This is a genomic window from Lysobacter enzymogenes, assembly GCF_017355525.1.
Classification (GTDB): Bacteria; Pseudomonadota; Gammaproteobacteria; order Xanthomonadales; family Xanthomonadaceae; genus Lysobacter; species Lysobacter enzymogenes_C.
Window position 1 is genome coordinate 5,365,086 of sequence record NZ_CP067395.1, and the last position, 12,478, is coordinate 5,377,563.

Annotated in this window: 11 protein-coding genes; 4 read left to right on the top strand and 7 right to left on the bottom strand. The window is 70.1% G+C overall.

All coding sequences use genetic code 11. From position 1 onward, the window contains the following. Positions 1-250: 250 nt before the first annotated feature. Positions 251-1,315: a phosphoribosylformylglycinamidine cyclo-ligase gene (gene purM / locus JHW38_RS22650; protein ID WP_207523540.1), complete on the bottom strand. Its 1,065-nt coding sequence runs from the start codon at positions 1,313-1,315 to the stop codon at positions 251-253. A 312-nt stretch (positions 1,316-1,627) separates the two neighbouring features. On the opposite strand from purM, the gene JHW38_RS22655 reads away from it, so the two are divergent. From JHW38_RS22655 to hda, 3 genes are read left to right on the top strand one after another with little or no spacing between them, the layout of a single operon-like run. Then, entirely contained in the window at positions 1,628-2,716 is a 1,089-nt protein-coding gene (locus JHW38_RS22655; RefSeq protein WP_207523541.1) for a DUF2066 domain-containing protein, read from the top strand. A gap of 8 nt (positions 2,717-2,724) precedes the next feature. After that, positions 2,725-3,885 carry an AI-2E family transporter gene (locus JHW38_RS22660; protein ID WP_207523542.1) on the top strand — a complete coding sequence of 387 codons (1,161 nt, stop codon included), beginning with the start codon at positions 2,725-2,727 and terminating at the stop codon, positions 3,883-3,885. Further along, positions 3,882-4,616: a DnaA regulatory inactivator Hda gene (gene hda / locus JHW38_RS22665; protein WP_207523543.1), complete on the top strand. Its 735-nt coding sequence runs from the start codon at positions 3,882-3,884 to the stop codon at positions 4,614-4,616. Before JHW38_RS22660 ends, hda begins: the two co-directional genes overlap by 4 nt. Positions 4,617-5,042: 426 nt before the next feature. Here the strand turns inward: hda and JHW38_RS22670 are convergent, their stop codons facing one another. The 6 genes from JHW38_RS22670 to cysG form a co-directional block, all read right to left on the bottom strand. Beyond that, complete coding sequence (locus JHW38_RS22670) at positions 5,043-5,552, bottom strand: O-acetyl-ADP-ribose deacetylase (RefSeq protein ID WP_207523544.1); 510 nt, start codon at positions 5,550-5,552, stop codon at positions 5,043-5,045. Between the two features lie 4 nt (positions 5,553-5,556). After that, positions 5,557-6,108 (bottom strand): RNA 2'-phosphotransferase, encoded by a 552-nt coding sequence (locus JHW38_RS22675; protein ID WP_207523545.1) that lies wholly within the window; start codon positions 6,106-6,108, stop codon positions 5,557-5,559. A gap of 56 nt (positions 6,109-6,164) precedes the next feature. Next, a complete protein-coding gene (murU, locus tag JHW38_RS22680) occupies positions 6,165-6,884 on the bottom strand; it encodes an N-acetylmuramate alpha-1-phosphate uridylyltransferase MurU (RefSeq protein WP_207523546.1) in 720 nt (239 codons plus the stop codon). Further along, positions 6,881-7,912, bottom strand: a complete 1,032-nt coding sequence (locus JHW38_RS22685) for an aminoglycoside phosphotransferase family protein (RefSeq protein ID WP_207523547.1) — start codon at positions 7,910-7,912, stop codon at positions 6,881-6,883. The genes murU and JHW38_RS22685 overlap by 4 nt, the downstream gene beginning before the upstream one ends. A gap of 448 nt (positions 7,913-8,360) precedes the next feature. Beyond that, positions 8,361-9,341 (bottom strand): cysteine synthase A, encoded by a 981-nt coding sequence (gene cysK, locus JHW38_RS22690; RefSeq protein WP_207523548.1) that lies wholly within the window; start codon positions 9,339-9,341, stop codon positions 8,361-8,363. Between the two features lie 48 nt (positions 9,342-9,389). After that, complete coding sequence (cysG, locus tag JHW38_RS22695) at positions 9,390-10,847, bottom strand: siroheme synthase CysG (protein ID WP_242691050.1); 1,458 nt, start codon at positions 10,845-10,847, stop codon at positions 9,390-9,392. A 318-nt stretch (positions 10,848-11,165) separates the two neighbouring features. Here cysG and JHW38_RS22700 point away from each other — a divergent pair, with 318 nt between their 5' ends. Beyond that, complete coding sequence (locus tag JHW38_RS22700; protein ID WP_207523550.1) at positions 11,166-12,149, top strand: LysR family transcriptional regulator; 984 nt, start codon at positions 11,166-11,168, stop codon at positions 12,147-12,149. The last annotated feature ends 329 nt before the right edge of the window (positions 12,150-12,478 follow it).

The following is a 12,478-nucleotide window of genomic DNA, read 5'->3' on the forward strand; positions in this document are numbered from 1 at the left end:
CGGGCATGCGGGTGGTTCCGGTGATGACGCAGAGAAACTACCGGAGTGGGGTGGGGAAGGGAACAGGCGTCGCAGTTTTCGCTGTGGTTGATTTTTCGCGGTCGCAGCTCGCGCAGCTCCTACAGTCGCCCCCTGTGGGAGCTGCGCGAGCTGCGGCCGCGACAACGAAACGACGACGAACCCTGCTCTCCCGCAACGAAAAACGGCGGGCCAAGGCCCGCCGTTCCGGCAACGCAAAACCGCGCCGCACTCAGCCGATATGCACGCGCTCGCCGCCGCTGTGCCCGACCACTTCGCCGATGCGCCAGTGCGCCAACCCCAGACGGCGCAGGTCGGCCTCGGTCGCCGCCGCGGCTTCGTCCGGCACCACCAGCACGAAGCCGATGCCGCAGTTGAAGGTGCGCCACATTTCCTCGCGCGGCACCGCGCCTTCGCGCTGCAGCCAGTCGAACACCGGCGGCAGGGTCCAGGTGGCGGTGCGGATGTCGAGGCCGAGGCCGTCGGGGATGACGCGGATGATGTTCTCGGTCAGGCCGCCGCCGGTGATGTGGGCCATGGCGTGGATCCGATGCTCGCCGCCGTTGGCGCGCAGCAGTTCCAGGATCGGCTTGACGTACAGCGCGGTCGGCTCCATCAGCGCGTCGATCAGGCGCACGCCGCCGACGGCGACGTCGCCCGGGCGGCCGGCGCGGTCGAAGATGCGGCGGATCAGCGAATAGCCGTTGGAGTGCGGGCCGCTGGAGGCGATGCCGATCAGCACGTCGCCGCGCTGGACCCGCGAACCGTCGAGGATCTGCGACTTCTCGACCGCGCCGACGGTGAAGCCGGCCAGGTCGTACTCGCCCGGCGGGTACATGTCGGGCATCTCGGCGGTTTCGCCGCCGATCAGCGCGCAGCCGGCCAGTTCGCAGCCCTTGGCGATGCCGCCGACGACCGCGACGGTGGTGTCCACGTCGAGCTTGCCGGTGGCGAAGTAGTCGAGGAAGAACAGCGGCTCGGCGCCCTGCACCAGCACGTCGTTGACGCACATGCCGACCAGGTCGATGCCGATGGTGTCGTGGCGGTTGAGCTGCTGGGCCAGCTTGAGCTTGGTGCCGACGCCGTCGGTGCCGGACACCAGCACCGGCTCGCGGTACTTGCCGGACAGGTCGAACAGGGCGCCGAAGCCGCCCAGCCCGCCCATCACTTCGGGACGGAAGCTGCGCTTGACCAGCGGCTTGATGCGTTCGACGACCTCGTTGCCGGCGTCGATGTCGACGCCCGCGTCGCGGTAGGTCAGCGGCTTGGGAGAGGTGTCGGAGGAGGAAGCGGTCACGGCGGCCCCGGGGTGGTCGCGGAGGGAAGCCGGCGATTTTAGCAGGCCACGGGGGCCTAGACGTTAGCCGGTCGCCACGGGCCGCCGGCGAAAGGCCCGCCGGGCGCGGCTTTCGCTGTGTCGCGCCGGCTCGCGATGCGCGCCGCGCGAATCCCGTTCAGCCCCCGAATGGACTCCCCGCCCCGCCTGCGGCACCATTTCGGACCTTGAACGCCGATCACGGCTCCGGGCCGCGTACGGCCTCGCGGCCGGGCCCGGCGGCTCGCAACGCGGGCGGGACGCCCGCTCCACGAACAGAAGATAGGGACAGCGATGGGCTGGTCGATGGGTAAGGCAATCCGGACTTGGGCAATGGCTGCGGCGCTGCTGGCGAGTTTCGCCGCGAGCGCGCAGCGGGTGGAGGGCGACCGCGCCCAGGCCGACGGCGCGTATTCGGCCGAAGTGCCGGTCGGCGGCCAGAGCGAGGCCGAGCGCAACGGCGCGATGGCGCGGGCGCTGGCCCAGGTGCTCGGCAAGATGTCCGGCGACCGCGCCGCGGCCAGCCGCCCCGGCGTCGGCCAGGAACTGCGCCGGGCCAAGGACTACGCCACCGGCTACGACTACCGCCAGGACGAGGGCGTGTCGCAGATGACCGGCGCGCCGACGTTCCAGACCACCTTGGTGGTCAATTTCGACCAGGAGAAGGTCGAGAACCTCGCCGCCACGCTCGGCCTGCCGATCTGGCCGCAGCCGCGGCCCAAGCCGGTGCTGTGGCTGGCGATCGACGACGGCAGCGGCCCGCGCCTGGTCGGCCTGGGCCAGGCCAACGCCGCGCGCGCCGCGCTGAACCGCGCGGTCGAGCGCGGCTACCGGCTCGGCCTGCCGACCGGCAGCGCCGCCGAACAGGCCAGCGTCGGCGCGATCTGGCGCGGCGACGCCGCCGCGGTGGCGCGCGCGTCGGCCCGCTACAGCCCGCCGATGCAGCTGATCGGCAAGCTCTACCGGGTCAAGAGCGGCGGCTGGAAGGGAGACTGGTCGTTCGTCGACGGCGGCAAGGTGCTCAACAGTTGGAACCTCACCGACGCGGACGCGCGCAAGGTCATGGCCGGCGGCGCCGACGGCGCCGCCGACGCGCTGATGAAGCGCTACGCCAAGCGCAGCGTGGCCGGCGCCCCGGGCACGTACCGGGTCGTGTTCACCGGCGTGCGCAGCGCCGAGGACTACATCCGCCTGGCCGGCTATCTGCAGGGCCTGGCGGTGGTGCGCAAGATCGTGCCGGTGCGCGCCACGCCCGAAAGCGTTGAGTTCGACCTCGACCTGCTGTCCGGCCTGCCCGGCTTCAAGCGCATGACCGACGCCGGCGACACCCTGGTGGGCCTGGAAGGCCTCGAGGGTCAGCCGCCTGTGTTCCAACTGCACTGAGCCGACGAATGAGCGAACACGCGAACGGACGCACCCCGCTGGAAGACATCGCCCTGTTCCTGCGCCGCCTGCAATGGGCGGCGCTCGGCGTGGGCGCCTGCTGGTTGTTGTGGGTGCTCGCGCCGGTGCTGACGCCGTTCGTGATCGCCGGCATGCTCGGCTGGCTCGGCGACCCGCTGGTCGACCGGATCGAGCGCACCGGCCGCTCGCGCAACACCGCGGTGATCCTGGTGTTCACCCTGATGGCGCTGCTGGTGGTGCTGGTGCTGCTGATCCTGGTGCCGCTGATCGAGCGCCAGATCACCACCCTGATCGTGTCGCTGCCGACCTACCGGGTCTGGTTCACCGACACCGCGATTCCGTGGCTGGAGCAGCGCACCGGTTTCCAGATCAGCGTCTGGCTCGACCTCAACCACATGATCGAGCTGGTGCGCAGCAACTGGGAACGCGCCGGCGGCATCGCCACGACCTTGCTCGGCTATCTGTCGCGCTCGGGCTTCGCCCTGATCGCGATGGTCGCCAACATCGCGCTGCTGCCGGTGCTGACGTTCTTCTTCCTGCGCGACTGGGACAAGCTGGTCGAACGGGTCGCCTCGCTGATCCCGCGCGCCTACCTCGACACGGTCGGCCGGCTGGCGCGCGAATCCAACGACGTGCTCGGCGCGTTCCTGCGCGGCCAGTTCCTGGTGATGCTGGCGCTGGGCGTGATGTACGGCGTCGGCCTGTGGGCGGTCGGCCTGGACCTGGGCATCCTGATCGGCATCATCGCCGGCCTGTTGACCTTCGTGCCTTACCTCGGCCCGGCCAGCGGCATCATCCTCGGCGTGATCGCCGCGCTGGTGCAGTACGGCGACTGGAAGCACGTGCTCGGCGTGCTGATCGTGTTCGGCGTGGGCCAGGTGGTGGAAAGCTATTGGCTGACCCCGAAGCTGGTCGGCGACCGCATCGGCCTGCATCCGGTCGCGGTGATCTTCGCCGTGCTCGCCGGCGGCCAGCTGTTCGGTTTCCTCGGCATGCTGCTGGCGTTGCCGGTGGCGGCGGTGGTCAACGTGCTGCTGCGCTACGCCCAGGAGCGTTACACCCATAGCCGCCTGTACGCGGGCGATCTGCCGGTCGCCGCGCCGCAAGCGGCGGGCGCGGACGCAGTGGAGCAAGAGAACAAGCAGTGAGCATTCCGCAGTTGCCGCTGACCCTGCGTCATTCGCCGGACCAGCGTTTGGAAACGTTCGTCAACGCGCCCGACGGCGCGATCGCGCAGTTGCGTTCGCTGGCGGGCGGCAGCGACGACGACGAAACCGCCGGCTACCGCGATCCGCTCGGCGCGGACTGGGTCTACCTGGTCGGCCCGGCCGGTGTCGGCAAGACCCACCTGCTGCTGGCCGCCTGCGCGCAGGCCGACATCGCCGGCCGCCGCGCCGCCTACGTGCCGCTGAGCGCGGCGGTGGGCCGCCTGCGCGAAGCTCTGCAATCGTTGGAAACTAACGACCTGCTGGCGCTGGACGGCATCGAGGCCATCGCCGGCCGGCGCGAGGACGAAGTCGCGCTGTTCGACACCTACAACCGCGCGCGCCAGGCCGGCATCGCGGTGATCTACGCCGCGCGCGAGAACCCCGACGAACTCAAGCTGACCCTGCCGGACTTGCGCTCGCGCCTGTCCCAATGCACCCGCATCGTGCTGACCCCGCTCGACGACGACGGCCGCGCCCAGGTCCTGCGCCAGCGCGCGCAGCGGCGCGGTCTGGCGCTGGAGGAAGCCGCGCTGGAATGGATGCTCAAGCGCATGGACCGCGACCTCGGCGGCCTGACCCAACTGCTCGACAAACTCGACCGCGCCTCGCTGGCCGCGCAACGGCGCATCACCGTACCGTTCCTCAAGCGCACGATCGACGACGAAGCCTGAGCGCCGACCGCAAGAGACAGCAAAATCAAAATGGGTTCCGGCGAAAGCCGGAACCCATTTTGCTTTTGCGATTGCCGCTGCTCTTTGCTTCCCCCGCCGTCCCGAACTCGCCACAGGCAACCGTAGACCCGAAGGGCGCGCGCATGGATGCGCGCGTGCGGGACCGGGCCAGGATGGCCCTTGTCCCGCATCCCTGCGCAAGCACCGAACCTTAGTGGCTCTTGATTCGAAAACAAGGAAAGCGCCTTTCTTTGGTTACTTTCTTTGGCAAGACAAAGAAAGTGACCCGGCCGCTTGCGGACGGAAGCTCTGGATTTTCGCTTGTCGTCGCTCGCTGCTTCGGTAAAAGCAAGAGCAACAGCAAAGTCTTGAGCCAGAACCCATTCTGATGCTGCGGACAGACGAAGCTTCAGGCCTCCTCGCGGTTCAGCCGTCCGCGTCGAGCAAGTTCCGATAGATCCGCAAATCCGCTTCGCCGAAACAACAAAACACCACCTCGCCCGGCAGCGCCGCATCGACCGCATGCGCCCGCACCGCGGCCACCGCCACGCGCGCCGCCGCCTCGGCCGGATAACCGAAAATGCCGGTGCTGATGCACGGAAACGCAACCGCCGCGAAGCAATGGCGCGCAGCGATGGCCAGACTGTTGCGATAGCACGAAGCCAGCAGCTCGGGTTCGCCGGCATCGCCGCCGCGCCACACCGGCCCGACCGTGTGGATCACATGCTTGGCCGGCAACCGATAGCCGCCGGTGAGCTTGGCCTCGCCGGTCTTGCAGCCGCCGAGCAGCCGGCATTGCGCCACCAGATCGGGCCCCGCGGCACGGTGGATCGCGCCGTCCACGCCACCGCCGCCGAGCAGCGAAGAATTGGCGGCGTTGACGATGGCGTCGAGCGCCAGAGTGGTGATATCGGCGCGGATCGCGCGCAGCTTCATCGCCTCACCCCTGCGCCGGCCAATCGATGAACTCCGGCGCCACCGCATCGGTCAGCCACACCCCGTTGTCGGCACGATAGAAGACCAGTCCTCGCGCATGCATCTCGCCCGCGCGCACATGCAGCACCAGCGGCGTACCGTGACGGCTGCCGACCTTGACCGCGGTATCGCGGTCGAGCGAAAGATGCACATGCTGACGGCTGCGCTTCTCCAGCCCGGTCTTGCGGATCGACCCGGCGAAGCGGGTCGCGGTGCCGTGATACAGCGTGGCCGGCGGCTCGAGCGGCGCCAAGGCCAGATCGATATCGATGGAATGGCCCTGATTGGCGCGGATGCGGCGGCCGTCGTCGCTGAGCTTGAAGCGCTGCTTGTCGTTGTCGCGCACGATCGCTTCGATCAGCGTGCGGCTGTACAGCTTGCCGTGCGCGCCGGCCTTGGCGATGAATTCGTCGACCTCGGCCCAGCCTTCGCCGTCGAGAGTCAGGCCGATGGCCTGCGGTTCGTGGCGGAGGATCAGGCTGAGGAACTTGCTGAGTTTCTTGTGTGGGTCGGTCATAAGTTGGCGCGGATGCTAGGCCCGCGCCGCAGCCGGCGCCAGTGCCGGCCGCGCCGTCAGTCGGCGACGAACGTCGCGTCGAGTTCGCGCAGGCGCTCGGGCGTGCCGACGTCGGTCCAGCGGCCGCGGTGGTGCGAGCCGCGCAAGCGGCCGCGATCGGCGGCCCGGCGCAGCAGCGGCACGATGCTGAAACGCGGCGGGTTCGACTCGGTGCCGGCGGCATCGCCGAGCACGCTGCGCCAATCGTCGAACAGCGATGCGCGATACAGGCCGATGCCGGCATAAGTGAGCCTGGCATCGCCGTCGTTGCCGACGCGGCCGTCGGCGTCGAGGCGGAAATCGCCGCGCGGATGCTGCGGCGGGTTGTCGACCAGCAGCAGATGCGCGTCGCCCTCGAACGCGCGCGGCAGGTCGGCGAAGTCGTAGTCGGTCCAGATGTCGCCGTTGGCGACCAGGAACGGCGCCTGCGGATCGGCGTTCTCCTGCAGCAGCGTCAATGCGTTGAGCATCCCGCCGCCGGTCTCCAGCGGGGTGGCGCCTTCATAGGAAAAACGCAGGCGCAGCCCCCAGCGCGAACCGTCGCCGAGTTCGGCGGGAAAGCGCTCGGCCAGCCATGAGGTGTTGACCACGACTTCGTCCACGCCGAGCGCGGCGAGTTTTTGCAGATGCCATTCGATCAGCGGCGTGCCGCCGACCGGCAGCAGCGGCTTGGGCGTGTGCAGGGTCAGCGGGCGCATGCGCTCGCCGAGGCCGGCGGCGAAGATCAGCGCTTTCATGCCGGCGCCTGCGCCGCGAGCGCCGGACGCACGTAGCGTTCGACGATCTCACTGAGCGGTTGCAATTCGGGATAGCGCGGCAGCACCACGTCGAGATAGGCGAGGAAGCGCGGCGCATCGGCGAGATACTTCGGCTTGCCGTCGCGATGGTGCAGCCGCGCGAACAGGCCGAGGATCTTGATGTGGCGTTGCAGCCCGGCGAAATCCGCGTCGCGGCGGAAGCGGGCGTAGTCGGGCAGGGCGATGCCGGCGGCGACCGCGCGCGCGTGGTAGCGCGCCAGCCACGCGTCGACCCGGTCTTCGGGCCAGCTGACGAAGGCGTCGCGGAACAGGCTGATCGGGTCGTAGGCGATCGGGCCGCGCAGCGCGCCCTGGAAATCGATCACCGCGAGTCCTTCGGCGACCGGCATCAGGTTGCGCGGCATGAAATCGCGATGGATGAACACCTGCCGCTGCGCCAGCACATTGTCGAGGATGCGGCGATAGGCCAGGTCGAGCCGCTCCAGGTCGCCGCAATCGAGGGTCAGGCCGAGGTGGCGGCCGAGGAACCATTCGTCGAACAGACGCAGTTCGCGGCTCAGGAAGGCTTCGTCGTAGGGCTGCAGGTCGTCGGGGCAGGGCAGCGCCTGGATGATCAGCAACTGATCGAAGGCGGCGTCGAACATCGCATCGGCGTCGGCGCGGCCGGCTTCGACCGCTTGCAGGAAGGTGTCGCGGCCGAGGTCTTCCAGCAGCAGGAAGCCTTGTTCGGGATCGGCCTGGAACACCCGCGGCACGCGCACGCCGCCGGCTTCGAGCACCTCGCGCAGGCGCAGCCAGGGGCGCGGGTCTTCCAGCTCCGGCGGCGAATCCATGACGATGATGTCGCCCTCGGCGACGCCGGCGCCGGCGTGGACGCGGCCGCGCCAGTAGCTGCGGAAACCGGCGTCGAACGACGCGCGGGCAAGGTCGAGGCGTTCGTCGCCGGTCGCGGCGCGGGCCCAGGCCAGGCGCGCGGCGTCGCGGTCGGAGGGGTGCGGCTGGGTCATGCAGGCTCCATGCGGCGAAGGCCGCCGGGGCACAGGGTAGCGGGCCGGTGCGCAAGCGCAACCTTGCTGCCACGGTGGCTCCCTGTAGGAGCGGCGCGAGCCGCGACCGCGGGGTGTCCGCTTGCGGCGTCAGCGGCGGCGCAGTTGCGTTGTCGCGGTCGCGGCTCGCGCCGCTCCTACAGGGAGCGGCCGAAGCCGCGTGGCGAGGGGGAAACCGCCGAAGCCGCGCGACGAGAAGGAAACCGCCGCAGCCGCACAGCGACAAGGAAACCGCCGCAGCCGCGCCGCGATCGGGACGCCGCGGCGCCCGCACCGCGCCGCGCAAAAAAGTGTAGGGCGAAGCCCGCGACGCCTTTGGCCGGGAACGGTCGCCACCGCCTTCCCCTGCCGCTTGCGCCGCGGGCCCCGCCCTACGGGTGCCCGGGTGATGCCGTGCCGGTCGCGCGCCTCAGGCGGCGACCGGTTCTTCCTGCTCCAGCGACTTCAGCCATTCGTCGTCGGAGCCTTCGTTGACGCCTTCGAACAGGAACGTGGACAGATAGCGCTCGCCGGTGTCCGGCAGCATCGCCAGCAGCACCGAGCCTTCCGGCGCGGCCTGCGCGACTTCCAGCGCGGCGGCGATGGTGGCGCCGGCGGAGATGCCGACGAAGATCCCTTCCTCGGCCGCCAGCCGGCGCGCGGTGTCGCGCGCGGTGACGTCGTCGATCGGGCGGATCTCGTCGGCGATGCTGCGGTCGAGCACGCCGGGAACGAAGTCCGGGGTCCAGCCCTGGATCTTGTGCGGCGCCCAGTCCTTGCCGGCCAGCAGCGACGCGCCGGCCGGCTCGGAGGTGACGATCTTCAGTTCGGGCCGCGCCAGCTTGAGCACCTGCCCGGCGCCGCTGAGCGTGCCGCCGGTGCCCCAGCCGGAAACGAAATAGTCGAGCCGCTTGCCGGCGAAATCGAGCAGGATTTCCGGGCCGGTGGTGTTGCGGTGATAGGCCGGGTTGGCCGGGTTCTCGAACTGCTGGGCGAGGAACCAACCGTGCTTTTCGGCCAGTTCCGCGGCCTTGCGCACCATGCCGGTGCCGCGTTCGGCCGCCGGTGTCAGGATGACCTTGGCGCCGTAAGCGCGCATCAGCTTGCGCCGTTCGATCGAGAAGGTTTCGGTCATCACCGCCACGAACGGATAACCGCGCGCCGCCGCGACCATCGCCAGGGCGATGCCGGTGTTGCCCGAGGTCGCTTCGACGATGGTCTGGCCGGGCTTGAGCCGGCCGCTGCGCTCGGCGTCGAGCACGATCGCCAGCGCCAGCCGGTCCTTGACCGAGCCGCCCGGATTGAACGATTCGACCTTGGCGTACAGGGTGACGTGCTTGGGCGCGATCCGGTGCAGTTTGACGATCGGCGTGTCGCCGATGGTGTCGAGGATGCTTTCGTGCAGCGACATGAGCGTGCTCCCGTGGCGTGGGGTAGGTGAAAGATCGGGTATGGAGAATCAGGCGGCTTCGGCCAGCGTCGCCGCGGCCGGGATATCGGTCAGCGGCGCGTCGCCGAACCAGTGCAGGCGCTGCGCCAGCGCCGCGACTTCGCCGACGATCAGCAGCGCCGGCGACTGCACGCGATGGCCCTGCGCGCGCTCGGCCAGATCGGCCAAGGTGCCGGTCACCACGCGTTGCCCGCGGCGCGAGCCGTTTTCGATCAGCGCGAACGGGGTCGAGGCGGCGCGGCCGTGCGCGATCAGCTGGTCGCGCAGCACGTCCAGGCCGGCCACGCCCATGTACACCGCGAGCGTCTGTTTTTCCTGCGCCAGCGCCTGCCAGTCGAGTTCGCCGGCCGAATCCTTGAGGTGTGCGGTGACCAGGCGCAGCGACTGGGCGTGCTCGCGATGGGTCAGCGGCACGCCGGCATATGCGGCGCAGGCCAGCGCGGCGGTGATGCCGGGCACCACTTCGAAGCCGATGCCGGCCTGCGCCAACACTTCGAGTTCTTCGCCGCCGCGGCCGAACACGAACGGGTCGCCGCCCTTGAGTCGGACCACGCGCTTGCCGGCGCGGGCGTGTTCGAGCATCAGTTCGTGGATGCGGTCCTGGGTGGTGTGGTGGTTGCCGGCCTGCTTGCCGACTTCGATCAGCTCGGCGTCGCGCCGCGCCAGCCGCAGCACCTCGGCGCTGACCAGGCGGTCGTGCAGGATCACGTCGGCTTCGTTGAGCGCGCGCAGGCCGCGCAGCGTCATCAGCCCGGCGTCGCCGGGGCCGGCGCCGACCAGCACCACCGACCCGGCCGGCGCCGCATCGGGCTTGTCGTCGATCAAAGCCGCGCCGAACGCGCGCAGCGCGTCCTCGCGCCGGCCGTCGCGCAGCAGCGCGGCGACCGGGCCGGCCAGGACGCGTTCGAAGAAGCGGCGGCGCTGGCCGAGATCGGGGTAGTGGCGGCGGATGCGCGCGCGCTCGGCGCTGAGCAACTGCGCCAGTTCGCCGAGCGATGCGTCGAGTTCGGTTTCGAGTTTTTCGCGCAGATGCCGCGCCAGCATCGGCGCGCCGCCGCCGCTGGAAATGGCGATCTGGACCGGGCCGCGCTCGACCCGCGCGGGCACGTGGAAACTGGAGCCGGCGACGTCGTCGACCACATTGACCCAGACCCGGCGCGCTTCGCCGGCCGCGGCGACCGCGCGGTTGACCGCTTCGTCGTCGGTCGCGGCGACCGCCAGCCAGGCCTCGTCGAGCCATTGCGCGACGAATTCGCCGGCCAGATGTTCGATGCGTCCCTCGTTGGCCCACGCCGCCAGCGCCGGATTCAGCCGCGGCGCGCCGAGCCGCACGCGCGCGCCGGCGTCGAGCAGGGCCGCGGCCTTGCGCTGCGCCACCGCGCCGCCGCCGACCACCAGCACGGTGCGGCCGCGCAGGTCGGCGAACAGCGGGAACAGCGGCGTGGACGGGGCTGGGTCGCGGGTCACGGCGGCGGATTGAGGCTGCGGGAAGAATGCGACGACCCTACGGCCGCGGCCCGGCGCGGCGGAAATGACGGCCCAGCCTTTGCACATGCCGTCACGTAATGAGCCGTAGCGTTGCGGCGGGGATACTGGACAGTCGAGCGGGCGGATGGTTAATCTATAAATCCTTTCATCCGAATAGAGAGATAAGTACGTGGAATCGAGGGCCCAGCGAATGTGCGCAACGCACGACGGCCGCCGCGGAAACGCCGGCGCGGGCTGTTGTCGCCGCCGCGCCGTCCGCCGCATTCCGCCCCGACTCTCATTCTGGATCGCCACCCCATGACCCTCACCCAGCTGCGTTACCTGGTCGCCATCGCCGACTCCGGCCTCAACATCACCCTGGCCGCCGAACGCGTCCACGCCACCCAGCCCGGCCTGTCCAAGCAGCTCAAGCAGCTCGAGGACGAGCTGGGCTTTCTGCTGTTCGTGCGCAAGGGCCGCAGCCTGGAAGCGATCGCGCCGGCCGGCGAACGCGTGCTCGCGCATGCGCGGCGGATCCTCGAAGAAGCGGCCAACATCCGCTCCTATGCCGCGAACGAACGCGGCCAGCACGCCGGCCGCCTGGTGCTGTCGACCACGCACACCCAGGCGCGCTACGTGCTGCCGCCGGTGATCGCCCAGGTCAAGCGCGATTTCCCGCAAGTCAGCGTGCACCTGCAAGCCGCGGCCGACGGCGAAGTGCTCGCGCATCTGTCGCACGGCAACGCCGATCTGGCGGTCATCAGCACCGCCGGCGCGCCGCCCGAGGGCGGCCTGGCGGTGCCGCTGTTCCGCTGGCGCCGGGTGGTGCTGGTGCCGCGCGGCCATGCGCTGGCCAAGCTCGACCGCGCGCCGACCCTGGCCGAACTGGCCGCGCATCCGCTGATCAGCTACGAATCCTCGACCCGGCCGGAGTCCTCGCTGCGCCGCGCGTTCGCCGCCGGCGGCCACGAGCCGCAGCTGGCGATGACCGCGCGCGACGCCGACCTGATCAAGACCTATGTGCGCACCGGCCTCGGCGTCGGCCTGCTGGCGGAAATGGCGGTGACCTCGCGCGACGACGACCTCAAAGCGCTGACCGCGCCCGACGCGGTGCCCGAGTGCATCACCTGGGCGGTGATCCCGCGTGCGCGGGTGCTGCGCGACTACGCGCTGGAACTGGTCCAGGGCCTGGCTCCGCAGATCGACCGCCGCGACCTGCGGCGGGTGCTGGAAGGCAACCTGGAGCCGCAATGGCCGAAGGCGCCGACCTGGATCGAGTTGACCCAGTCGATCAGTTCCTGAGCGCGTTTGACGCGCGGCGGAAACGCGAATCCCCCTGAATCCTCGCGACGAGGACAGGGGGATTTTTTCTGGTCGCGACGAACTGCGCGATCTCCCTGTAGGAGCGGCGCAAGCCGCGACCGCGGGGCGACCGCTCGCGGCGAAAGCTTCGGCGTAGTTGCGTCGTCGCGGTCGCGACTCGCGTCGCTCCTACAGGGGCTTCGGCCCGGTCCAGTCGCGAACTTGCTTGCAATCTCGCTGTAGGAGCGGCGCAAGCCGCGACTGCGGGGTTTCCGCCTGCGGCGTAAGTTTCGGCGCAGTTGCGTTGCCGCGGTCGCGACTCGCGTCGC